Source organism: Marinobacterium halophilum (genome assembly GCF_003014615.1).
GTDB classification, from domain to species: Bacteria; Pseudomonadota; Gammaproteobacteria; order Pseudomonadales; family Balneatricaceae; genus Marinobacterium; species Marinobacterium halophilum.
This window is the reverse complement of the sequence record NZ_PYGI01000016.1, coordinates 1-21,667: the sequence shown is the minus strand read 5'-3', so window position 1 is coordinate 21,667 and position 21,667 is coordinate 1. Positions and strand designations below refer to the sequence as shown.

Below are 21,667 nucleotides of genomic sequence, written 5' to 3'. Positions count from 1 at the left end.
CGCGAACGCTTATTTCTTGTCGTCGTCCTTAACTTCCTCAAACTCGGCATCGACAACGTCGTCTGCCGCGTCTTTGGCAGCGCCTTCGGCACTACCCTGCTGCTCGGCCTGGGCCGCATCGGCATACATTTTCTGTGCCACAGCGGACAGAGCTTCGGTCAGCGCTTCGGTTTTGCTTTCAATGGCTTCCTTGTCGGATTCCTTCAGCACTTCCTGCAGCGCAGTGATCGCCGCTTCGATTCCGGCTTTCTCTTCGTCGGTTGCCTTGTCACCGGCATCCTTCAGGGTTTTCTGCGCGGTGTGGATCATCGCATCACCCTGGTTGCGCGCGCCGGTCAGTTCTTCGAACTTCTTGTCTTCTTCGGCATGCGCTTCGGCATCACGGACCATCTGTTCGATTTCGTCATCGTTCAGACCGGAAGAGGCCTTGATTATGATGGACTGTTCCTTGCCGGTCGCCTTGTCTTTGGCAGACACGTTGAGGATACCGTTGGCATCAATGTCGAAGGTCACTTCGATCTGCGGCATGCCACGCGGAGCCGGCGGAATGTCAGCCAGGTCGAAACGGCCCAGCGACTTGTTCTGTGCCGCCTGCTTGCGTTCACCCTGAACGACGTGAATGGTCACCGCCGTCTGGTTGTCGTCAGCAGTCGAGAACACCTGCGACTTCTTGGTCGGAATCGTGGTGTTCTTGTCGATCAGCGCAGTGGCAACACCGCCCATGGTTTCGATACCCAGGGTCAGCGGAGTCACGTCCAGCAGCAATACGTCTTTCACGTCACCGGACAGGACCGCACCCTGAATCGCAGCACCAATCGCTACGGCTTCATCCGGGTTCACGTCCTTACGCGGCTCTTTGCCGAAGAACTCAGCTACTGCCTTCTGTACCAGCGGCATACGGCTCTGACCACCCACCAGAATCACTTCATCAATCTCGGACGCGGACAGGCCGGAGTCCTTGATTGCGATGCGGCACGGCTCGATTGAGCGTTCAACCAGCTCTTCAACCAGCGACTCCAGCTTGGAACGGCTCAGTTTCACGTTCAGGTGCTTCGGTCCGGTCGCATCAGCGGTGATGTACGGCAGGTTGACGTCAGTGGACTGCGCAGATGACAGTTCAACCTTCGCCTTCTCGGCCGCTTCTTTCAGACGCTGCAGCGCCAGCGGATCGTTGTGCAAATCGATGCCGCTCTCTTTCTTGAATTCGTCGGCCAGGTAGTTGATCACCGCCAGGTCGAAGTCTTCACCACCGAGGAAGGTGTCACCGTTGGTGGCCAGCACTTCAAACTGGTGCTCACCGTCCACATCGGCAATCTCGATGATGGAGATATCGAAGGTACCACCACCCAAGTCATATACGGCAACGGTCTTGTCACCCTTGGACTTGTCCATGCCGTACGCCAGCGCAGCCGCAGTCGGCTCGTTGATGATACGCTTCACTTCCAGACCGGCGATCTTGCCTGCGTCCTTGGTGGCCTGACGCTGGGAGTCGTTGAAGTAAGCCGGAACGGTGATAACCGCTTCGGTTACCGGCTCGCCCAGGTAGTCTTCAGCCGTTTTCTTCATTTTCTTCAGGATTTCGGCAGATACCTGCGGGGGTGCCATTTTCTTGCCCTTGGCATCAACCCACGCATCGCCGTTATCCGCTGCGATGATCTTGTAAGGCACCATCTTGATGTCTTTCTGCACGACTTTGTCGTCGAAACGACGGCCGATCAGACGCTTGATCGCGAACAGCGTGTTTTCCGGGTTAGTCACCGCCTGACGCTTGGCAGGCTGACCGACCAGAGTTTCGCCATCGTTGGTGTATGCAACGATGGACGGAGTGGTGCGATCGCCCTCTGCGTTTTCGATAACTTTGGTTTTGTCGCCGTCCAGGATTGCCACACAAGAGTTGGTGGTGCCCAGGTCAATACCGATGATTCTGCCCATTTTTCTGCTCCGATATATCAATTGCCCGCCGGGCGGGCTGATAAACTGTCTAAAATTCGTTGTTACTTAATATGGGTACGCGTTGCTGAAATTCAACGCCCCGTCAGCCTTTTGCAACCATTACCATGGCCGGACGTACCAGACGACCGTTCAGCAGATAACCCTTCTGCACCACGGTAACGACGGTGTTGGCGGCAACGCCCTCAACCGGCACCATGGACATCGCCTGGTGGTGCTCGGGGTTGAACGCTTCACCTTCCGGATTCACCTGTTCCACATTGAACTTTTCCAGGCTGCCCAGGAACATGCTCAATGTCATTTCGATGCCTTCACGGATTGCCACGGTCTTCTCGTCATCGCCCTGGCTGGCTTCAATCGCCCGTTCCAGACTATCAGCGACCGGCAACAATTCAGCGGCAAATTTTTCCAGCGCAAACTTGTGCGCCTTCTCCACATCCTGCTCGGCACGGCGGCGCATGTTCTGAATTTCAGCTTGCGCACGCGGCTGCAGTTCGGCCAGCGCCTTCTTCAGCGCGTCGATCTCAACGCGTGATTCTTCGAGCTGCTGCAGCAAATCCGCCTGGGTTTCATCGGTTGCACGCGGCTCTACGACTTCAGCCTCGATAACGGCTTCAGCCTCTGCTGCGTTCTGAACCGGCTCAACGGGTTCGTGGGTGTTCTGCTGCTCTTTCGCCATCAGGTCTCTCCAACTGACTCTTGAGGTTACGCCTAGATGTCAATCTATATGGGGACCAGTGCGCACGATTCAAGCAGCAGCATGATTTTTTTTCGTGCAATGATTGATGCTCGGGCCGAAATGGCTTATACAGTAAAACACTGTATAAATAACCATGAAAGTGGCCGCCATGCTGACCCAGTTAACAATCCGTAATTTCGCAATCGTCGACGCTCTGGATATCGAGCTGGATACCGGAATGACCGTAATCAGTGGCGAAACCGGTGCCGGCAAGTCGATCATGCTGGATGCCCTGGGCCTCTGTCTCGGCGACCGCGCCGACTGTGACAGCGTGCTCAAGGATGCAGACCGTGCCGAGCTGACCGCCAGCTTTGACATCCGTGAACTGCCGGCCGCCATGCTCTGGCTGCATGAGCACGAATTGGACAGCGATCCTCAGGAGTGTCAGCTGCGTCGCATCATTACCCGCGAGGGCCGCAGCCGCAGCTATATCAATGGCCACCCGGCCCCCCTCACCCTACTGCGTGAACTGGGCCAATACCTGGTGGATATTCACGGCCAGCATGAGCACCAGCGCCTGCTGAAAAAGGATTACCACCGTGTTCTGCTTGATGGCTTTGGCGGCCATACCGAACTGGCCGAGCAAGTACGCCGACATTTCCACAAGTGGCGCCGACTGAACACAGAGTGGCTTGAACTTACACAGATTTCGGACGAGCGCAACGCCCGCATTCAGCTGCTCAGTTACCAGATCGAAGAGCTGAACCAGCTGGCACTGCAAAGCGGCGAACTGGAGCAGCTGGAACAGGAGCAGCAACTGCTCGAACATGCCGGCAGCCTGCTGACCACCGGTCACGAGTTGATGCAGTTGAGCAGTGATGCCGAAGGCGAAAACTGTCAGTCGATGTTGCAACACTGCCTGCAACTGCTGGACCAGCTACAGCGCCAGGATACGCGCATGCAGCAGGCAGGCGAGATGTTCAATACAGCATTGATCCAGATCGACGAAGCCAGCCGGGAAATCCGCCACTTCCTCGACAGCATCGAAATCAACCCCGAACGCCAGCTGGAAGTGGAAGCTCGCCTTTCTGCCATCTACGACGTTGCCCGCAAGCATCGCCTGCTGCCGGAGCAACTGGCAGAGTTCCATCAAACCCTGCAACAGGAGCTGGACGGCCTGACCGGATCCGATGAAGTACTGGCACAGCTTGAGCGGGACGTGATGAGCGCCCGCGAGGACTACCTCACAACCGCTGCCGAACTCAGCGAAGCTCGCCAGCGCTGTGCCGGTACATTGGACCTTCAGGTAGACCAGCAGCTACATGCGTTGGGCATGCCTGCCGCCCACTTCAGTGCCTGCCTGACCCCGCTGGATGCCGAACGCTACAACGCCAACGGCCTTGAAGATGTCGAATTTCTCATCAGTACCAACGAAGGCCAACCGGCGCGGGCACTGGCGCGAGTCGCATCCGGCGGTGAACTGTCACGTATCAGCCTGGCCATTCAGGTCATTACCGCACAAACGTCCAGCACCCCCACCCTGGTATTCGATGAGGTTGATGTCGGTATTGGTGGTGCCGTTGCCGAAGTGGTGGGACGACTGCTGCGCGATCTGGGTAAACAGGTTCAGGTTTTGTGTGTCACCCACCAGCCTCAGGTCGCGGCACAAGGGCACCAGCACCTGTATGTCAGCAAGAAAGGCCAACACAACGGCACGCACACCCGCGTTCAGCGACTGAGCAAGGGACAAAGGATCGAAGAAGTCGCCCGAATGCTGGGCGGAGTGGATATCACCCGGACATCACTGACGCATGCCCGGGAGATGCTGTCGGCCTGATGGCCGACGGCGGATCTGTAGCAGATTACTTGTCGTCTTCCTCGCAGCCGCCCTTGCAGACGCCATAGAGGTACAGGGTGCGCTCAGTAATAATGAAGCCGAGCTCGTTCGCCACTTTTTCCAGAATTTCAGACACCTTGGGCTCGGTGAATTCACGTACACGCCCACATTTCACACAGACAACGTGGTCGTGATGTTCATCACGCGCGAGTTCGAAGACCGAATGGCCACCTTCAAAGTGGTGACGGGACACCAGCCCAGCCGCTTCAAACTGGGTCAGTACACGGTAGACGGTCGCGAGACCGACATCCTCACCCTGCTCCATCAGCAGCTTGTAAATATCCTCGGCACTGAAGTGGTCACCCTCTCCGGCACGCTCAAGAATCTGATAAATTTTGACCCGCGGCAGAGTCACCTTCAGTCCGGCCTTCCGCAGTTCCTGATTTTCCAGTGCCATATTAGGTCTCAATCACTATGCTGTTCGGGATTTGCAATGTTAGACTCCATTATCTTTGTTTAGGCATGAAAACGGAAGCCATTGTCCGATGCGAAAGGTTCTTCTCAGCGCAACAGTTGCACTTCTGATCGCCGGCTGCTCCGAATTTCCCGGTGTGTACAAAATCGACATCCCTCAGGGCAATGTCGTAACCCAGGAAATGGTGGATCAGCTGCGTCCCGGCATGACCCCTGCCCAGGTGCGTTACATCCTGGGGACTCCTCTGGTCAATGACAGTTTCAGCGAAGGCCGCTGGGACTACATCTACAGCCTGAAGGAAGGTGGTAATAAGCGCTACCAGGAGCGCATCAGCCTGTTTTTCGACAATGACACGCTGGTCCGCATGAGCGGTGACTTCCGCCCTGGCAGCAAGCCGGATAGCACTCCCTGATATCCGGCTCCGATTTACTCTGACGGTGTCTCGGCGGCTTTCTGTGCTTTCACTTTGGCTGCCCGACGCGCCCTGACTTCCTTAGGGTCCGCAATCAGAGGTCGGTAGATCTCCACCCGCTCCCCCTCTTTCAGAACAGTTGTCGCCGGATCCTTTACCGCCTTGCCGAAAATCCCCATCGGGGTTGCGGCAGGGTCGATTTCGGGGAACAGCTCGACAATACCCGAGCGCACCACGGCCTGCTGCACCGTACAGTCGTCCTCGACCTGCAGCGAAATGATTTTCTGCTCATGCGGCAGTGCATAAGCCACCTCAACTCTCATCATCCCACTCCTTATCCGTATACCTGCTCGGCGCGGCTGACAAAGGCATCCACCAGCGTGGTCGCCACCGAACTGAAAACCTTCGACATCGCCAGTCCCGTCAACTTGCCTTTGAACTCGAACGATAATGTCAGTTCAACTTTACTGGCTTCATCGCTCAGAGGCGTAAACACCCAATGCCCGTGCAGCGACGAAAACGGCCCCTCCACCAGTGCAATATCCATTTTAGCAGGGCGACTCAATTCATTACGTGTAGTAAAACTGTACTTGAGCCCACCCTTCGACAGGTGGAGTGTCGCGACCAGCGCTTCATCACTCTCCGACACCACCTCGGTTGATGCACACCAGGGCAGGAAGTGCGGATAACTCCGCACATCATTGACCAGGTCAAACATCTGCTCGGCGGTGTGCATCACCAGCGCACTGCGATTCACTTGTGTCATTGTGGAAATACCCGGCTGGCCTGATTGTCAGGCCAGCTTGTCATACAGATTGACGACGAAGATGATCAAAACCGCAACAGGTGCTATGAAGCGGATCGCCAGTAGCCACGAGTTGTAAGCCAGGTTCGATTTCAACGCCAGCTCATCACGGGTGATTTTCTGATGCAACATCCAACCCGAATACAACGCGATCATCAACCCGCTCAGCGGCAGCATGATATTGGCGGTGATGAAGTCGAGGAAATCAAAGATCCCCATCCCCATCAGCTTGATATCTTCCCAGTAGTTGAACGACAACAGCGACGCGATGCCCATCAGCCAAACGACAACACCCAACAAGCCGGCCGCTGGCAAACGCTTCAAACCGAAACGTTCAACGATCCAGGCCGTCGCTGGCTCAAGCAGCGAGATCGCCGATGTCCAGGCCGCAACGCCGACCAGCAGGAAGAACAGGAAACCAAATACCTGGCCACCCGGCATCTGACCGAACGCCACCGGCAAGGTGATGAACATCAGACCGGGGCCTGCACCCGGATCCATCTGGTTGGCAAACACAACCGGGAAAATGGCCAGCCCCGCCACCAGCGCCACCAGCGTATCCAGTGCGCCAATCGTCAGCACGGTCATGCCGATGGAGTCTTTTTTACCCATGTAGGAGCCATAGGCCATGATCGCACCCATACCCAGTGACAGGGTAAAGAAAGCATGCCCCAGCGCCACCAGCACTGAATCCCAGGTCAAGGCTTCCGGATTGAAGCTGAACAGGAAATCCCAGCCTTCGCCGAAACTGCCGGAATTTACCGAGTAACCCAGCAACACCAGCAACAGCAGGAACAGTGCCGGCATCATGATCTTGGTTGCGCGCTCAAGCCCCTTATTGACGCCGCCAGCCACTACGCCGACCACCATCAACACAAACAGCGTGTGCCACATCAGCATCTGTTCCGGGCTCGCCAGCAGTTCGTTAAACCGCTGACCGGCCTCTTCACTGCCGATATCCACAAACTGCCCGGTACCCATGCCGGCGATATAATGCATCACCCAGCCGGCAACAACCGAATAAAACGAGAAAATGATGTAGCCGGCCAACACACCGATCCAGCCGACCAGACTCCAGTTCTGGTTCAGGCCCGCCTCTGCGGCCGTCTCACGCATCGCGTTGATCGGGCTCTGACGCGCCCGACGACCGACCAGAATTTCACCCATCATGATCGGAATACCGACCAGCAGAATGCAGAACAGGTAAACCAGAACGAAGGCTCCGCCGCCGTTTTCACCGGTGATGTAGGGAAACTTCCAGATGTTACCCAGCCCGACTGCAGATCCGGTGGCCGCGAGGATGAAGACCCAGCGACTTCCCCAAGAACCGTGAATAGACTGTTTAGACTGCATAGCGCTCTCATGTAAACATTACAGAAGAGAGCAATTGTTCATATTTCGGACAGGGGTGACAACCTTTTCAGACATTTGTTGCCACACCGGTAACCTAAACATGCCCAAACAGCTCAATTTGGATGCTTTCATTGCATCATGCCCCTCTATATAATCGTCATATGGCTAAGAAAAAGAAGTCCCCGGGCGGAGACACCATCTGCCTTAACAAACGTGCCAAGCACGAATACTCCATCGAAACTCGTTTCGAGGCTGGAGTGTCCCTGACGGGTTGGGAAGTCAAAAGTCTGCGTGAAGGTCGCGGCCAGCTGGTCGATTCCTACGTCATATTCAAAAATGACGAAGCCTGGCTGGTGGGTGCACATATCACCCCCCTGATTACCGCCTCAACCCACTACGTCACCGAGCCGCGCCGTGAACGCAAACTGTTGCTGAACCGTCGCGAGATAGACAAACTCATTACCGCTGTCGACGCCAAAGGCTACACCTGCGTTGCACTGGCCCTGTACTGGAAAAACGGTCGGGTCAAATGTGAAATCGCGCTGGTGAAAGGCAAGAAGCTGCATGACAAACGTGCCGATGAGAAAGAGAAAGACTGGAATCGCCAGAAGCAGCGAGAAATGTCTACCTCCGCGCGTTAAGCTGTTTAGCTTTCGCTCGACCGATTAAGTCGTTACAATAGAAGTTCTTATCTGGGGGTGACTTGGCTTCGACGCCGATTACGAACCCTTGGGTGCATGCCGAGAACGTGATGATTCTCGTTAATCCCTCATCACACAGTTATAGTTGCAAACGACGATAACTACGCTCTAGCCGCTTAAGTCGGCTAGCGCCGCACTCTAAGGTGTCTGTAACTCAGAGGTTCGCGGTGTCATTCGAGACAGAATCGCCTGGATGCTTTGCTCTAAGCTGAACGGTTAAAACTAAAAGAGCTCGCCCATAACACCCTGGCTCTCGGGTCGTGACGGGTTAATTAAATAGAGAAGCCTAAGCATGTAGATCTTAAGGCAGAGGATTGGCGGACGCGGGTTCGAAACCCGCCACCTCCACCAAATTCCAGAAGACAAGACCCTGTTTATACAGGGTTTTTTCTTTTCTAGCCCCGCAAAACCCCACCATGTGTCGAGAAAGTGTCGAAATGATACCTACTGGCACTAACCAAACCTCACAAGGAATGAGAGGTCACCAAAATGCAGAACTGGCTACCCGTATTCCGGAAATATTCGGACCTGATAGCACTTGCCTTCACCTTCTTCTTAGTAATTGCTGTTTTAAAAACGCTAAAGTTCTGGGGAGATCCCGGTCTGTGGATAATTTTTGGTACCTTGGTTTGCTCCGCCTTGATTTCAAGCTACCGGTTTTTCAACACACCTCATAAGTTCGAGTCATTTGCGCACTTCCTGATTGTCGTAATCCTGATGATCTTCATGTTCGCTTTTCTATATAGAGTAGTAGGGCTCTGCTGTGACGCTGAAGGAAACACATTCGATCCAGACTGGCTAAACGCTATATACTTCAGCGTAGTAACCTGGACAACACTTGGATACGGAGGCTTCAGCCCTCCCGAAAACCTGAAGCTATTCGCTATGGCAGAGGCCTTGATGGGCCAGGTCTTTATGGCAATGATTGTAGGTAAAACTATCTTCTTGCTTCAGAGAAACGACAAAGGCGAAAACCTCAAAGACTCCTGAAGGTGATCCGGTGAAAGGTGCGCATATCGCATGGTCACTGTCACAGCTGAATGGCCTAGTATCTTCTGCAAGGTTAGGATATTCCCGCCATTCATCATGAAATGACTTGCGAAGCTATGCCGCAGCACATGAGCAGCTTGGCCTTTGGGTAGCTCTATCGTTGTCTTCTCCAGCGCACGCCTGAATGCACCAATAGAGCTGGTGAAGGGTCCGTATACCTTCCAGTGTTCTTGGAGGCGTTGCTCCAGGTCCTGAGATATCGGTACGGTTCGAACCTTGCCGTTCTTGGTGTTGCTGAACGTCACTGCCCTGTTCCGAACCGATGTGGGTTTCAGGTTCTGAGCTTCAGACCACCTTGCCCCAGTTGCCAAGCAAACTAACACAATCAGTTCCAGGTGAGGGTTAGCCCCTGCCGATCGGGAGCGGATAACCTCCAACAACTCACGAATCTGGTCCTGAGTCAGCCAGGACAATTCCCTCTGTTGCAGCTTGAGCGGTTTCACCTTGGATAAAGGGTTTTCGTATTTCACCTGGTCTAAGGCATAAAGCTCGTTGTAAACAGCACGGATGTACGTCAATTCATTGTTCAGGGTCTTATCAGCGATACTTGAGTCAGAGCGTTTACGACGATCTATCATGTAGGCCGACGGGGTGAGCTTGGCTGCCACTGGGTCTTTCAGACGCGAAGCCATACACAACAATGCTCTTTTACGACGCTCGCCGTCTCGAAGAGTGTGGCCATGCAGGTCATACCATAAGGCAACGAGTTCACTGAGTTTGCGTTGATCCTTGGTTCTGGGTGACCATTCGGGGTCCTGGATGACTTTTTGCCGACACACTAATTCGAACCGTTTAGCGTCAGCCTTCGCTTTGAACGTCTTGCGAAATCGACGACCTTTAACCGGCTCAATGTCCACTTTCCAACGACCATCTGGTAAGGATGTAATTGCCACTATGCGGCCACCTTGCTCGTTAGCCTTCGTTCCAGTAACCCCCGCTCAATCATGTCGAACAGGTCTGTTTTGGTAATTTCTCTGGCCTTGATATACCCCATCAAATCACGCCAGAGACCGGACTTTTTTAGGCAGCTCCAAGCCTTCCGGGCAGTAATGTTGTTCCTGGCATAGATCGAAATCAGGTTTCCCAAAGCAAGAGCAACGTTCTTTTCATTGCCAATGCCGGCAGTCTTGTATTGACGCTTGGCGATGAAGTCAGGGGCAGGCTTAGACCACTCGGTTTCCGAGTGCAGAACGGTCCAAAACGGGTCTACAAATCGGCGGTTGTGGTCAAGACGGAAACGGTCGAGCGCATAGGCCCAAAGGTTAGCCAGGTACTCGGATGCAGACTCATAGGTGCTAAGGTTGCACTTCTTGTCCTGGGTGGTGTTGTACTCGGCAAACTGCCTAAGCACAGTTTGAGAGAACCGGAATTCAAGCCGCCACACATCCTGATCAGGGTTCCAGAGCGGTTCCCAGTCATGCCCGAGCTTACTTGCCCATATGCCGTGGAAGTAGTCGATTTTGTCGTGGGCAATGATCTCTTTCGACTTGTTGTACAACGCAGCCTGAAGACTGGAGACCGTGCCGAAGGTGTAGGACTGACCACGACCATAGACGCTGGCCACTTCGCCGGTGGTCACTTCAAGGGACTGAAAGCCCGAACGATCATTAACCCGTTGAGATCGACAGGTTAACCGGCTGACAAAATCAGACGGGGGTGTCCAGCCCTGCCAGTCGGTTGCGATATGAATGGCAACACCACAGGGGGACGGAGCTACTACAAACCAGCCAGACGCGAGTTCATCCATCTGGTGTTGCAGTACATCAGGGGACTGATCCCTGATCAGCTTGGGAGATATCTCAACCTTGCAGTGACTACCGGCACGGTCAGCTGTGGTGTGGTTGTTCTTCAACAAGATGACAACACCGAACTCGGCATTCTGAAGCAGGAACTTGAAACCTGCCTTGCCACCACGCCTAAGCCGCCACAAATGCCCCTGGTACTCCACGACTGGACGATGCTCAGCCTCTAGCCTTTCCTCAAGCCCATCCAGCACATCATGGTTCAACATGCCGTTGTACAGCTGCCTAACCGTATCAATGGATGTGTCGATAATGCGTACTCCATGTAGGTCAACGAGTTCACCTGAAGGCAAACAGAAGTTACGACCGAACTCGGAACGCTCAAAATTCTGATCAAAACGGGTCAAATTTTCTTTTTTCATCATCTGCACCTGAATAACAAAGGGGTATTGCGTAGCAACAACCTGTTTTATGTATTTATTTGAGACGTGCTACAGGGCCGTCGACGGTAGCGCTGGCAACGTGGTCGGTTGCTCCACCTGTCGCCCCTCCCTCGCTGCCAGCGCAACGCAGGAAATCGGGTATCTTTCTTGCTTAAACTCGATCTCAGCAGAGCAGGAGCCGCGGGAATGAATGCGGTAGCCCATTTGCTGGATATCGCTGCTGATGTATTCCTGGGGTTGACCATCGATCAGGATAGTCAGGACGTAGTGGTAAATATGAAGGTCCGAGCGTTCCAGGGAACCGGATATCCAGACCTTATAACCGGCGAGGGGACCGGAATCTACACTACCAGCCGGACGATCTGAGAAAGCATCCACATCACGCAGACGAGGATCAACAGCCGGAGGAGCATTCGGCCGAGCAGGCGCAGGATCGGGCGCATCAGTTGGTACAGCAGCTGGAACGGCAGGCGTATCAATCGGCTGAGCAGGTGGAACAGTGCCAGGACCCATGAAGATCTGTAAACCTCCGCTGGTGATTCCGTAGACGGCTGCAGAAACGGAAATACCCAACGCAAATAACACACGAGGCGATTTAAACAGGTTGAAACCGTTGAGCGTTTGCTGGGCTTTTCCGGTTCTGGTGGAGTCGTAGAGTCTAAAAACCAGAGGGTTAACCCGTTTATTTCGCACGACGTCAAAGTCTGTTGCTGACTGTCCGTTTTTTTGCGCATCGTGATAGCCCTCCCGGTAACCCGTGAACATGGGACCTAACAAGGCCCTGTTTTTGTGTTTATAGGCACCTTCCGTTGTCTGGCGGATATCCTCGCGGATGGATTTGATATTCGGTGCCGTCAGGACGATGTCCCAGTTAAAATGACGGTGCATTTCCCAGGCTTCAACCCAGTTCGCCGGACGGCCATCCGCCGATGCCTGGTCGGGGCCACCCGGATAATCCAGCGCGTCGAAGTCCTTTTGACGCCATGCCTTGGGGAACATCACGCCTGATTCATCAAACAGGCAAAGCGCCCCCAGTGGCACCCAATGAAACCAAGTGGCAATTTGGTAGCGCCCTTCCCGTGTGTCCGTGTCGATATAGATCACATCGAAGGAATCAGGCACGTCTTCCATATTGAGCATTGTGCGGGCACGATCAACGCCGCGTATGTTCGTAACGACAACGCGGCCCGCATGGGCTGCAGGTATGAAGTAATCAGACATGACACCGGCGGTTTTATATGAGCCGTTCGAGCCATGGTGAATCGTGATCGACATAATCAGAACCCCGGTATGAACCTAAGTACAAATTTCGTAACGGCTGAGGATAGAATGAAATTTATTCCCTCTGGGATTTTAAGATAAGCTGCGATAGAACGCGTATCAGAATCAAGCGCACCCCATGCCTGGTTCAAGTATGTTGAAATATTTAGGTCATTCATTAGCTCTTTCGCAATACCCCAAGCAAAAGGAATAGCATTTGCAATGAATGCGATATATCCAATAACTGCTTGCTTAACCATGAATGCACTAAAATCGGTAAAAAATCCGTATTGACCAGAATCGAGCCAGCCCGTAATAGAATCTAAAAAAGCATGCATACCATTTACGACTTCCATAATCACCTCAGTAAAATCATGATTCCAACGACGATGCATAAAAACAGAATAACGGTGGCCAAAATACCCATTGCATCACTATATTGGGATAAGCAAACATCATATTGCTTACCATCCCACGAAATAAAAGGAAAACAAGGGAGACCACTGCCGCCGGAAAGTGACAAATCGAATGTTCTTTTAACATCTGCCTGAGTCTGTGAAATAACATCACTCAGATCCTCCCAACCAGCTTCTATTTGAGTATCCAACTTATCGAGATCGAAAAATCCTTTAGCATTATCAGGGATTTCTTTGTAAACGTATTCAGCACATTGAATAGCCTTAGGATTATCACGGCAAAACTGGGCAATCTCAGTGTTACCTTTATCAGCAACGTTGTTACCAGGCGTACCAGGATTTTCAGGTTCCTTGCATTCCTCTGTTTCAGGATCGCAGTCTTCAGGATCAGGGTCGGGCGGATTTACAGGACAGCTAGGGTCGGTTGCAGGATCACAGGGTTCTGGGTCTTCGCCACCATCGTCACCCCCTTCAGGATCAGGACGGGAACCTTCAGGACACTGGGCGTTACTGGATACAGTACCGGCAAAGGTGCCATCATCGTAATAACAACGCTGCTCATCTGGTTCGGGTGGTTCACCAGGATTCTCGGGATCATTACCCGGAGTCGGTTCCAGTTCTGCGCCTGTATACAAACAGGTGCCGATATAATTAACCAGACCGTTTTCATCAGGATCAGTTGTCGGTGCGTAAAACTCAACCTCGCACTCACACCCATTAATAGAGTAGGCAAAGGGCATCGTGACACCCTCATATAGCTGGATTTCAATCCCGGCCTGTGTACCAGGTTCAGGGCATTGTTTTTGGTAACAGGGTGAAGACGGATTAAGTTTATCATCATCAGTACATAATGATTTCAATATTTTTGTGTTTGTACCGTTTTTGGAAAAATGGCTAAATTCACCACCATAACAAATGGGCCAATCATAACTTATATTGCATGAACCATTTTCATTACTAATATTTTTTTCAAAAACCGATGTGTTAACCTTATGATCCTGATCACCACATGAAACAAGAGTTGAAATGAAATATTCCGCATAGGCATCACATGTATCTTGAGCACTATGACCTTTAATATCTGGATTGGCACTGGCATAAAAAAAATCATCAGCACCGAAAACCAAAACCGGAATAAACCCAAGCATGAACGCAAAAAAATGGGCTAAAACCAAATTACACCAGTAAATGGAGAAGTTCGGTCTTAGGTAGTTAATGACTGCACGCATAGACACACCATTTAAAAAGGGGACCGAAGTCCCCCTTGTTAAACGTACCAACCAAGCCGCATCCCTGTTACAAACATTGATGCAGCGAAAGCACCTAACAAAAGGGACCAGATCATCAGATCTTGCGGATCAAGCCAATGATCAAGCCAACCCCAGCAATCGCAGCGACAGCAGCGATAACCAGAGTACCGGTACTGGAAGCAGCATCACCTGCGGCCGAAATCTCAGTACCAACGGCAGCAACATCAATCGCAGCCATTGCCTGAGAACCTACGAAGGCTGAACCAGTCGCCAGACCAGCACCCACTTTTTTAGCCATATTTTTAATCATCGTAATTTCCTAATTTGTGAAACAACTAATCCTGTTGCTAACCCGATAGCAAACAGGCTGAGAAAACCGACAAAACCCAATCCGAATGAGTCGCGGTCAAATCCCCCATTCAGCAGCAGATCAATGTTCTGAACTGCAGCGCTGCTAAACAGGTAGACATCGGGCACTAAGGAAACAGCATCACAGGTATTGGTCGTGCTGTTCCAGGCAGTGCAAATCAGTACATCAGCCAAGGTCGTCAACCTTAGCGATATTGAGATTCAGGGAGTCCAGATCGATTGCATCAGGTGATAGTCCAATCACTGCCATGTCTCCTTATCTACGCGTCACTTGCCATAGCCAGCCTGTGCCTCTTGCGCCGTCCGGTCGTGCCTCGCTACGCGAGACCCGCCGAACCGAGGGCGCTGGGCAATCAGGCGGCAGCCTTGGCAGTGAGCGGTTTAATAGACACGACCTTGAATGCCATCTTCTGGCCTGCACCCTGCGTAGGCTGTGCGACGATCTCGCACTTGCACGGCAGGAAGTCGCGGAGCAGGTCAACCACACCGTAATCACAGGTCAGCTTCATCAGCTCAAGACCAGCGCGGTCAGGGTTGGAGCCATCGGTTTTCTGGGTTGCGTAGATGGAAGCACCTTTGTTGCCGTCCATGTCGTAGCGGCTTGCCTGGATAACGTCAGCGGTCATGTTGATATTCATGGTTATTCCTCAATCAGTTCAGTTCGCCACATTCAGGGCATTTAACGGGGTATGCAGTCGGGACAGCGATCAGTGCTTCACAGGAGCAAACAGACCAGCGTGAAACCCGACCGCCAAAGGTCCACAGACGACGTGGTTGGTTAATCATTTCGGTGGGAACCGGAGGGCATGTGCACTGTTGTTGTCCACAGACCAAACACAGGCCCATTACCTCAGCCGGTTTCACCAGTTGGCGGAGACGCTTATTCATGGGTTCCACCAGTAAAATTAACGTCAGCACGAATGGCACTGACGCCCCCCTCAGGGGTGCAGCCCTGAGCTGTAGCGGGAGACGGTACGGAAACGTCGTGGTCACGCTTCCAGAGAAAGAACGAGCTCATGTTCATCAAGAGGCTTAGTAACTGGACCAACGCAGCGGCGATGGCTGTACCAATCCAAGAGGCAACCATCATGATGAATGGATGGTCAGTCTCACTGATGTAGGCGATGTAGGCCGTAGAGCACAAGACGTACATCAACAAAAGAATAAAGGTCTTCATGACAGCGCTTCCGATTCGGCTTTAGGTTGCTCTGCGGGACCACACCCAAAGCCTTCAGCCAAGATATGAGCGGAGTCTATTGCCGCAACAAAGCCACGTTGAAACGCATTGAAAAGCGGGTTTTCTGGAATCCGCTCGGGTAAGGGTCTGCCCTGCTCAAGACTCCAGGCACAGAAACGAAAGCCAACTTTAGTGCCGTCGAGAAAGGTCATCAGATCGACTCCTTCTCAAGCAGCTGCTGGGATAGGAGAGCGACGTTGATCAGGCGATGCTTGCCAATGCGTTCAGAGGGGAGGTATCCGTTCTCTATCCAGCCTCGGACAATGGACTGATCAATGCGAATCCAGTCCGCGAACTCCCGCCAAGCCATCAACGGCGGCACGGGGGCCGGTGCTGGTGTGATCGGTTGTTGTTCCATGGTTGCGCCCCTATAATCAGTTGTTGTTAGGGTTCTGTATGATTTATGTCCTATGAACATATGTAAATGATACACTTACCCTGAAATATGTACATAAAACATCGATTGAGATTTTCAATGTCTGAAAGGGCTTTAGATAGAGCATTGCTATTGCTAGAGCAGGCAAGCCTGAAAGACTTGGCTATACCTAACAGCAAAGAATATGTGCGATGGCAAAACATCAAGCGGGGGAAAGCCAGGCTTGGTATTGATGAAGCCGAAGCACTGGCGAAGCTATACCCTCAATTTGCACTGTGGTTACTAACTGGAAATGTGGCACCAGAGGTAGGACAGACAAGCCCTAACCTGGAAGAAGTGCAACGCTCAGAGTCAGGGACACGAAACGCGGTTTAAGCGTTGCTCATAAGGTGATGGAACGTTGGTACAACAGGGAGGAAGGATGAGCAGACTAAAAGTAACGATCACAACACTAGCCCTTTCAGTGATTTTGACAAGCAACTCACATGCTGATATTCGACTGAAAGGCGGCACCGTACTAGTCACAACTGGCGACCCAGTTTCGAAGCTGCATAAACATATCAAGCCAGGAAAATCGTATTCTGGCAGTGTTTGTAAGAAGCCATCCAACGACACCTGCTCACGTAATACAGGTTATGGGACTATCTACGAATACAAGATGACAAACAGAATATACATTGTACAAACTTATCGAGGCACCATTACATACGTGGAGTGGCGGCGCTAAAAAATTAAATTGTTCGAATTAAATAGATTTTAGCGCCAATAGCTATTATTTTTTATATTAAAATACTGGAAAATATAAAAGCACTACTATTAAATATAAAATATTTTTAAGATAACATTAACCATAAGAATTTTTAGAAATAGAATTATAATCCAGCCAAGGCGGCATAGAATCCCAGTCTACAACATAACTTTTAAAGCCGTTATCATCACTTACTACCCTAAGCTGTCCAACCTCAACCATTTTTTTTATAGTAGAACTCAAAATTGATGCTGGGATTTTCATTATACTTTTCAACTCCGCTTGGCTTACTGGGCGATCACCCAACCTCTTGAAAGCACATAAGACTGCTTCATATATATTAGGATTGATTGTATATACATTATTGCTTTTATTGAGTGCATTTTCAGTTCGGACCCGTGTTAAATCTATACCTTCTTCTATTCTGCTTAGCTGCTCATTAACTATATCCCTAATTTTATTTATTTGCATATCACCTGCTGCACCTAATTCTTTAATTGCTTCAGCAGTAAGTGATTCTTTAACACTTACTAGTCTTTTATCTAAGTCATCGAATGAACTATCAACCTCTGCTCCTTTTGAAATTGCAGCATCTAAGGTTTTATCAAACATCCCAACGATTTGATCTTGAATATTTTTTGTTTTTTCTTCAAGCTTGGAAAGAGCATCGTTAGCCGAATTTTGTAACTGAACACCATCTCTATAAAATTTCAAAGACGCAAAAAAACCTATAATTGTGACAATCAATGCTACAACTGAGAGTATTATTGAAAAAACATCTGACATAGTTGACAATTGAACTGTCTGGATAACTAGTTCCTTAGATTCTTCCATATTGAACCCCTTTAGAATAAATCAAAACTTAAGAAAATAATTAAAACTTATAATTTATCAATTTTATACGAACTCGTCTGGATAAATAAACATATATCCAAATCAAAAAAATTAATAGGTTTTTCTGCTCTACCGTCTGGATATCAAGCTTTCGATACTGTGCTAAGGCTCGTCCCTGACCAAAGGCGATGACAAGCCGGATTGAGGCTGTGAAGTAAGGCTCCCTTATGGGGGCCTTTGTCATTTATGGCCTCTGCCAATTCACGCCAAGACCTATCCATAGTGTCGAAAAACTGTCGAAAACATTGCGTTACATAGTGCAGCAACAAGCGCCGGTGGTCTGCCTAAAGCCTGATTTTACGGTGTATACAGGCATATACTGATGTAACGAAGACAAATATGATCGGGTTCGAAACCCGCCACCTCCACCAAATTCCGGAACTGTCCAGACCGTTCCAGACCACTGCAAGCCACCGAATACGGGGCTTGCAGTCGGTTACCCCACTTCCCTGATGTTGTCCCGAATGGTCCAAGCTGGTCCCCAGCTCGGCACACTTTCGTCACATCTTCGTCACCGCTGACGCCAGACTCAGCCTGCGACCTTCTCAGGCAACATGGCACCCATGAATGCCACGACTTCCGTAAACGGCTACTCCTGCGCCATGAGTCTCTATGCTCAGAGCTGGCACAGTCTTATCTGCTGACCGTTCAGGAAAGCAGCTACGTTCAGGCCAACCGCAACCTGCTGGACGTAGACCAGCGTCTGACGATCCACGAACTTAACCTGTCTGCCGACCTTGATAGCCTGAAAGCCTTTTGCCGTTTGCGTGCGCTTGAATGCACCCAAGCTGCGGAACGGGCACGCTACTCGGCTGAATGCTTCCAGACACTCAGGGTACAGGCTGAAAAATACCAGTTAACTCCCCCACTCCCCAAAGACTTTGAAGGTGACCTCCTGCCCTGTATCAAGCGACTGTGCAACGAAGGCTGGTGGCTGCGGAAAGTACAGAAGCTTCAGCGCCGAACCATTGAGTCGATAGCACGGGACTTGGGACTGGTCTGCTCGCAACGCTCTGCCTATTCCAGCAGCTATACCCGAGAAAGCCGCAGACGCCAGAAGGTCAAAACCGCCGAGTACCTGCAAAACACCTATATCGAAAACGATGCAGGACAACAATTCTCCCTGAAAGACCTGCACGACCGCTCGGTATCCAACCCAGCCGTGCGCCGCGCCGAACTGATGACCCGCATAAAGGGCTTCGAAATGGTCGCTCAACATCTGGGGCACCTTGGGGAGTTCTACACCATCACCACCCCTTCCCGAATGCACGCTCGGCTAAAGCGTGGCGGCCAAAATCCGAAGTATGACGGCACCGCACCCGATGAAGCACACAAGTACCTGACCGAACTGTTCCGCTGCATCCGTGCCAAGCTCCACCGCAACGACCTGAACGTATACGGTCTGCGAGTGGTAGAGCCAAACCACGATGGTACACCCCACTGGCACCTGCTGCTGTTCATGCCTGCCGAACACTGCGAACAGGTACGCGCCATCTTCCGTGAATACTCCCTGCGCTCCGATCCGGACGAGCGAGGAGCAGCCAAGCACCGATTCACGGCCAAGCACATAGACTCCAGCCGTGGCAGTGCTGCCGGCTATGTCGCCAAGTATGTTGCCAAAAACATTGATGGTGAATATCTCGAAACCGACCTGCACGGCCTTGATGCCAAGGACTCGGCTCGCGCCATTGATGCCTGGGCGAGTACCTACAACATTCGCCAGTTCCAGTTCATCGGCGGCCCCAGTGTAACAATCTGGCGCGAACTGAGACGGCTAGCCCGCGCAGACAATGAACGTAACGACTCAGAGCTATTGCACAGCGCCATTCAGGCGGCAGATGCCGCCGAATGGGCTGCATACGTCATGGTTATGGGAGGTCCCATCATGCGCCGCATTCTGCGTCCTATTCAGTCCCTGTATGAACGCAAGCGGCTTGCCGATCCTGATACCGGCGAAATCCAAGAGGATGCCATCACCCGCTTTGGCGACTTGAAGGCACCGCGCCTTGTAGGCCTCCTCGTGGAAGCACAGGAGATCATCACACGATCACGATTATGGAAGCTGGTCCCAAAAGGCGTAACGACACACACCTGTGAACGTAGGGGAACAGGTGTGCGGCGGTACGCCGCCTTGGACTTGTGTCAATAAGTGTACGGAACGATAACCGAACGAATCAGAGAGACGAAAATGGGCGAAGAATACGAACTGACAACGCTGGGTGAATGGAATCCTGATCTTCGGTTTGAGCTTCAGGAGGCCTGCTCGCTGCTGAACAAAGAAGTCATACGACTGGAACACCGGCATTACCTGCCAGAGCCGCCAATATCAGTGCTTGGCATCGTGTGCGGGGTACTCACCATGAATGAAGAGATCGAAGTCATAGTGCGCTTCCCGGACGGCATGGAGCAGCTCATTAAAACGGAGCTTTGCGGGGACTACCTGCTGGTGGAAAAGGCCACCCAAGTTCCAGGGCGTTTTGCCTAGTAACTGGCACCCAAGGTCATGCGGAAGGTAAAGGAGGAACTCGGCCGGAGGGGTCCCCGCTTGCGGGGAGGTGCCGGTCGTGGCAATCCTTTACCGCCACCACACCAAATACAATGTGACTTGGTGCTTAGCGCACAACGTGTGCTAAGCACCTGCTTGACACTTGCGCTATCTCCTATTAGTTTATTGGTCAGGTGCCTGGTCTGCGCCTTCCGCCCACATTGGAAAAGTCCTAGCGACAAGAGCCCCTCTCATAAGCAAGTAGTATTCATTCAGCCAGTGCTATTAGTGGGCAATAGTAATTTGTTACTGAAAGGATATTACTATGTCTACTTCTAACGGTTCCCAATTCCGCCTTGAAAAGCTGAAGAAACAGGCAAAGTCCCTGTCGAAAAAGCGTGGCATCTGTAGTGGTCAACTAATACCGGACAATAAGTTAAGTTTTTCCTCTGCCACAGCGGGTGGCAATCCTTGGTTGTACTGATGTGGCCGTTGCCGGTTGTATCGTTCCATCAGATAGAAGCTGATGTCTTGTTGGGCTTCACCTGCTGCTCTGTAACCTGTGGCAGGCATCCATTCGGACTTGTAGCTCCGGAACAGTCGCTCCATTGGCGAGTTGTCCCAACAATTTCCCCGGCGACTCATGCTTTGCTGGATTCGGTAGCGCCACAGGCGTTGCCGGAAAGCTCGGCTGGCATATTGGCTTCCCTGGTCCGAATGGAACATCAGCCCAGCAGGCTTGCCACGCTGCTCGTATGCCATATCCAAGGCTTTTACGACCAGTGCGCTATCCGAGCGGTCCGAGAACGACCAGCCAACGACTCTACGTGTAAACAGATCAAGCACAACGGCCAGGTAATGCCAGCGGTTCTGCACCCAGATGTAGGTGATATCACCACACCACACTTGATTGGGGGCTTGTACCTCAAACTCCCGGTTAAGGCGGTTGGGAATATCCGGTCGCTCGACCGTAGCCTGTTTATACTTGTGCGGTCCCGGCTGCTTGCAGGTCAGGTTCAGCTCACGCATCAGACCCCGCACACGGAAACGGCCAATCTCAAAGCCTTCACCCTGCATCTGGGTCATGATCGTACGGCTTCCGGCTGAGCTCCGGCTTTGCGCAAAAAGCTCATTCACCTTGGCTCGCTGCTCAAGCCGTTTAATGTCAATCCGGGATCGGCTACG

Annotated in this window: 26 protein-coding genes and 1 other RNA gene; 8 read left to right on the top strand and 19 right to left on the bottom strand. The window is 51.9% G+C overall.

Going from position 1 to position 21,667, the window contains the following annotated elements:
• Positions 1-9: 9 nt before the first annotated feature.
• Together dnaK and grpE are read right to left on the bottom strand one after the other, a co-directional pair.
• A complete protein-coding gene (gene dnaK, locus CLV44_RS11655) occupies positions 10-1,932 on the bottom strand; it encodes a molecular chaperone DnaK (protein ID WP_106592292.1) in 1,923 nt (640 codons plus the stop codon).
• Between the two features lie 103 nt (positions 1,933-2,035).
• Entirely contained in the window at positions 2,036-2,629 is a 594-nt protein-coding gene (gene grpE, locus CLV44_RS11650) for a nucleotide exchange factor GrpE (RefSeq protein WP_106592291.1), read from the bottom strand.
• A 169-nt stretch (positions 2,630-2,798) separates the two neighbouring features.
• Here grpE and recN point away from each other — a divergent pair, with 169 nt between their 5' ends.
• Positions 2,799-4,466: a DNA repair protein RecN gene (recN, locus tag CLV44_RS11645; protein ID WP_106592290.1), complete on the top strand. Its 1,668-nt coding sequence runs from the start codon at positions 2,799-2,801 to the stop codon at positions 4,464-4,466.
• 25 nt (positions 4,467-4,491) lie between these two features.
• On the opposite strand, the gene fur is transcribed toward recN, so the two are convergent.
• Positions 4,492-4,923 carry a ferric iron uptake transcriptional regulator gene (fur, locus tag CLV44_RS11640; protein WP_106592289.1) on the bottom strand — a complete coding sequence of 144 codons (432 nt, stop codon included), beginning with the start codon at positions 4,921-4,923 and terminating at the stop codon, positions 4,492-4,494.
• Between the two features lie 88 nt (positions 4,924-5,011).
• Here fur and CLV44_RS11635 point away from each other — a divergent pair, with 88 nt between their 5' ends.
• A complete protein-coding gene (locus tag CLV44_RS11635) occupies positions 5,012-5,353 on the top strand; it encodes an outer membrane protein assembly factor BamE (RefSeq protein WP_106592288.1) in 342 nt (113 codons plus the stop codon).
• A 14-nt stretch (positions 5,354-5,367) separates the two neighbouring features.
• Here CLV44_RS11635 and CLV44_RS11630 read toward each other — a convergent pair whose 3' ends face one another.
• Genes CLV44_RS11630 through CLV44_RS11620 form a run of 3 tightly spaced genes read right to left on the bottom strand, consistent with a single transcriptional unit; the run spans position 5,368 to position 7,511 of the window.
• Positions 5,368-5,679: an RnfH family protein gene (locus CLV44_RS11630; RefSeq protein ID WP_106592287.1), complete on the bottom strand. Its 312-nt coding sequence runs from the start codon at positions 5,677-5,679 to the stop codon at positions 5,368-5,370.
• Positions 5,680-5,687: 8 nt separating this feature from the next.
• On the bottom strand, positions 5,688-6,119 hold the full coding sequence (locus CLV44_RS11625) for a type II toxin-antitoxin system RatA family toxin (RefSeq protein WP_106592286.1): 432 nt from the start codon (positions 6,117-6,119) through the stop codon (positions 5,688-5,690).
• 27 nt (positions 6,120-6,146) lie between these two features.
• Positions 6,147-7,511: a sodium-dependent transporter gene (locus CLV44_RS11620; RefSeq protein WP_106592285.1), complete on the bottom strand. Its 1,365-nt coding sequence runs from the start codon at positions 7,509-7,511 to the stop codon at positions 6,147-6,149.
• Between the two features lie 161 nt (positions 7,512-7,672).
• On the opposite strand from CLV44_RS11620, the gene smpB reads away from it, so the two are divergent.
• From smpB to CLV44_RS11605, 3 genes are all read left to right on the top strand, one after another.
• The gene (smpB, locus tag CLV44_RS11615) at positions 7,673-8,152 is read left to right on the top strand and encodes an SsrA-binding protein SmpB (protein WP_106592284.1); all 480 of its coding nucleotides are present in this window, start codon (positions 7,673-7,675) and stop codon (positions 8,150-8,152) included.
• A 53-nt stretch (positions 8,153-8,205) separates the two neighbouring features.
• Positions 8,206-8,563, top strand: a transfer-messenger RNA (tmRNA) gene (gene ssrA, locus CLV44_RS11610).
• Positions 8,564-8,701: 138 nt separating this feature from the next.
• Positions 8,702-9,202 (top strand): ion channel, encoded by a 501-nt coding sequence (locus tag CLV44_RS11605; protein WP_106592283.1) that lies wholly within the window; start codon positions 8,702-8,704, stop codon positions 9,200-9,202.
• Here the strand turns inward: CLV44_RS11605 and CLV44_RS11600 are convergent.
• The 11 genes from CLV44_RS11600 to CLV44_RS11555 all read right to left on the bottom strand — a co-directional run bounded on the left by CLV44_RS11600 (position 9,163) and on the right by CLV44_RS11555 (position 16,337).
• Entirely contained in the window at positions 9,163-10,155 is a 993-nt protein-coding gene (locus tag CLV44_RS11600) for a phage integrase (protein WP_106592282.1), read from the bottom strand. The two genes, CLV44_RS11605 and CLV44_RS11600, sit on opposite strands and share 40 nt — an antisense overlap.
• Positions 10,155-11,429: a hypothetical protein gene (locus CLV44_RS11595; protein WP_146140001.1), complete on the bottom strand. Its 1,275-nt coding sequence runs from the start codon at positions 11,427-11,429 to the stop codon at positions 10,155-10,157. The genes CLV44_RS11600 and CLV44_RS11595 overlap by 1 nt, the downstream gene beginning before the upstream one ends.
• Positions 11,430-11,495: 66 nt before the next feature.
• Positions 11,496-12,722 carry a zonular occludens toxin domain-containing protein gene (locus CLV44_RS11590; protein WP_106592280.1) on the bottom strand — a complete coding sequence of 409 codons (1,227 nt, stop codon included), beginning with the start codon at positions 12,720-12,722 and terminating at the stop codon, positions 11,496-11,498.
• A gap of 2 nt (positions 12,723-12,724) precedes the next feature.
• On the bottom strand, positions 12,725-13,063 hold the full coding sequence (locus CLV44_RS11585; RefSeq protein ID WP_170069330.1) for a DUF2523 family protein: 339 nt from the start codon (positions 13,061-13,063) through the stop codon (positions 12,725-12,727).
• Positions 13,064-13,065: 2 nt separating this feature from the next.
• Entirely contained in the window at positions 13,066-14,352 is a 1,287-nt protein-coding gene (locus CLV44_RS17235; protein WP_146140000.1) for a hypothetical protein, read from the bottom strand.
• 115 nt (positions 14,353-14,467) lie between these two features.
• Positions 14,468-14,683, bottom strand: coding sequence for a major capsid protein (locus CLV44_RS11575; protein WP_106592277.1), 216 nt, complete (start codon positions 14,681-14,683; stop codon positions 14,468-14,470).
• On the bottom strand, positions 14,680-14,916 hold the full coding sequence (locus CLV44_RS17230; RefSeq protein ID WP_146139999.1) for a hypothetical protein: 237 nt from the start codon (positions 14,914-14,916) through the stop codon (positions 14,680-14,682). Before CLV44_RS17230 ends, CLV44_RS11575 begins: the two co-directional genes overlap by 4 nt.
• A 179-nt stretch (positions 14,917-15,095) precedes the next feature.
• Complete coding sequence (locus tag CLV44_RS11570) at positions 15,096-15,380, bottom strand: hypothetical protein (protein ID WP_106592276.1); 285 nt, start codon at positions 15,378-15,380, stop codon at positions 15,096-15,098.
• 242 nt (positions 15,381-15,622) lie between these two features.
• Positions 15,623-15,919, bottom strand: coding sequence for a hypothetical protein (locus CLV44_RS11565; RefSeq protein ID WP_106592275.1), 297 nt, complete (start codon positions 15,917-15,919; stop codon positions 15,623-15,625).
• Complete coding sequence (locus CLV44_RS11560; RefSeq protein WP_106592274.1) at positions 15,916-16,131, bottom strand: hypothetical protein; 216 nt, start codon at positions 16,129-16,131, stop codon at positions 15,916-15,918. The genes CLV44_RS11565 and CLV44_RS11560 overlap by 4 nt, the downstream gene beginning before the upstream one ends.
• The gene (locus CLV44_RS11555) at positions 16,131-16,337 is read right to left on the bottom strand and encodes a MerR family transcriptional regulator (RefSeq protein ID WP_106592273.1); all 207 of its coding nucleotides are present in this window, start codon (positions 16,335-16,337) and stop codon (positions 16,131-16,133) included. Before CLV44_RS11555 ends, CLV44_RS11560 begins: the two co-directional genes overlap by 1 nt.
• Positions 16,338-16,454: 117 nt before the next feature.
• On the opposite strand from CLV44_RS11555, the gene CLV44_RS11550 reads away from it, so the two are divergent.
• A complete protein-coding gene (locus tag CLV44_RS11550) occupies positions 16,455-16,730 on the top strand; it encodes a DNA-binding protein (RefSeq protein WP_106592272.1) in 276 nt (91 codons plus the stop codon).
• Positions 16,731-17,199: 469 nt separating this feature from the next.
• Here CLV44_RS11550 and CLV44_RS11545 read toward each other — a convergent pair whose 3' ends face one another.
• The gene (locus tag CLV44_RS11545; protein ID WP_106592271.1) at positions 17,200-17,937 is read right to left on the bottom strand and encodes a hypothetical protein; all 738 of its coding nucleotides are present in this window, start codon (positions 17,935-17,937) and stop codon (positions 17,200-17,202) included.
• 823 nt (positions 17,938-18,760) lie between these two features.
• Between CLV44_RS11545 and CLV44_RS11535 the strand changes: the two genes are divergently transcribed.
• A complete protein-coding gene (locus CLV44_RS11535) occupies positions 18,761-20,146 on the top strand; it encodes a replication endonuclease (RefSeq protein ID WP_170069329.1) in 1,386 nt (461 codons plus the stop codon).
• Between the two features lie 39 nt (positions 20,147-20,185).
• The gene (locus CLV44_RS11530; protein ID WP_106592268.1) at positions 20,186-20,482 is read left to right on the top strand and encodes a hypothetical protein; all 297 of its coding nucleotides are present in this window, start codon (positions 20,186-20,188) and stop codon (positions 20,480-20,482) included.
• Positions 20,483-20,896: 414 nt separating this feature from the next.
• Here CLV44_RS11530 and CLV44_RS11525 read toward each other — a convergent pair.
• On the bottom strand, positions 20,897-21,667 hold a 771-nt coding region (locus CLV44_RS11525; RefSeq protein WP_106592267.1), incomplete at its 5' end, for an IS3 family transposase.

Excerpts from the sequence above, each read along its gene's own strand:
- dnaK (WP_106592292.1), bottom strand. The coding sequence starts at position 1,932 with ATGGGCAGAATCATCGGTATTGACCTGGGCACCACCAACTCTTGTGTG.
- grpE (WP_106592291.1), bottom strand. The coding sequence starts at position 2,629 with ATGGCGAAAGAGCAGCAGAACACCCACGAACCCGTTGAGCCGGTTCAG.
- recN (WP_106592290.1), top strand. The coding sequence starts at position 2,799 with ATGCTGACCCAGTTAACAATCCGTAATTTCGCAATCGTCGACGCTCTG.
- fur (WP_106592289.1), bottom strand. The coding sequence starts at position 4,923 with ATGGCACTGGAAAATCAGGAACTGCGGAAGGCCGGACTGAAGGTGACT.
- CLV44_RS11635 (WP_106592288.1), top strand. The coding sequence starts at position 5,012 with ATGCGAAAGGTTCTTCTCAGCGCAACAGTTGCACTTCTGATCGCCGGC.
- CLV44_RS11630 (WP_106592287.1), bottom strand. The coding sequence starts at position 5,679 with ATGATGAGAGTTGAGGTGGCTTATGCACTGCCGCATGAGCAGAAAATC.
- CLV44_RS11625 (WP_106592286.1), bottom strand. The coding sequence starts at position 6,119 with ATGACACAAGTGAATCGCAGTGCGCTGGTGATGCACACCGCCGAGCAG.
- CLV44_RS11620 (WP_106592285.1), bottom strand. The coding sequence starts at position 7,511 with ATGCAGTCTAAACAGTCTATTCACGGTTCTTGGGGAAGTCGCTGGGTC.
- smpB (WP_106592284.1), top strand. The coding sequence starts at position 7,673 with ATGGCTAAGAAAAAGAAGTCCCCGGGCGGAGACACCATCTGCCTTAAC.
- CLV44_RS11605 (WP_106592283.1), top strand. The coding sequence starts at position 8,702 with ATGCAGAACTGGCTACCCGTATTCCGGAAATATTCGGACCTGATAGCA.
- CLV44_RS11595 (WP_146140001.1), bottom strand. The coding sequence starts at position 11,429 with ATGATGAAAAAAGAAAATTTGACCCGTTTTGATCAGAATTTTGAGCGT.
- CLV44_RS11590 (WP_106592280.1), bottom strand. The coding sequence starts at position 12,722 with ATGTCGATCACGATTCACCATGGCTCGAACGGCTCATATAAAACCGCC.
- CLV44_RS11585 (WP_170069330.1), bottom strand. The coding sequence starts at position 13,063 with ATGGAAGTCGTAAATGGTATGCATGCTTTTTTAGATTCTATTACGGGC.
- CLV44_RS17235 (WP_146140000.1), bottom strand. The coding sequence starts at position 14,352 with ATGCGTGCAGTCATTAACTACCTAAGACCGAACTTCTCCATTTACTGG.
- CLV44_RS11575 (WP_106592277.1), bottom strand. The coding sequence starts at position 14,683 with ATGATTAAAAATATGGCTAAAAAAGTGGGTGCTGGTCTGGCGACTGGT.
- CLV44_RS11570 (WP_106592276.1), bottom strand. The coding sequence starts at position 15,380 with ATGAATATCAACATGACCGCTGACGTTATCCAGGCAAGCCGCTACGAC.
- CLV44_RS11565 (WP_106592275.1), bottom strand. The coding sequence starts at position 15,919 with ATGAAGACCTTTATTCTTTTGTTGATGTACGTCTTGTGCTCTACGGCC.
- CLV44_RS11560 (WP_106592274.1), bottom strand. The coding sequence starts at position 16,131 with ATGACCTTTCTCGACGGCACTAAAGTTGGCTTTCGTTTCTGTGCCTGG.
- CLV44_RS11555 (WP_106592273.1), bottom strand. The coding sequence starts at position 16,337 with ATGGAACAACAACCGATCACACCAGCACCGGCCCCCGTGCCGCCGTTG.
- CLV44_RS11550 (WP_106592272.1), top strand. The coding sequence starts at position 16,455 with ATGTCTGAAAGGGCTTTAGATAGAGCATTGCTATTGCTAGAGCAGGCA.
- CLV44_RS11545 (WP_106592271.1), bottom strand. The coding sequence starts at position 17,937 with ATGGAAGAATCTAAGGAACTAGTTATCCAGACAGTTCAATTGTCAACT.
- CLV44_RS11530 (WP_106592268.1), top strand. The coding sequence starts at position 20,186 with ATGGGCGAAGAATACGAACTGACAACGCTGGGTGAATGGAATCCTGAT.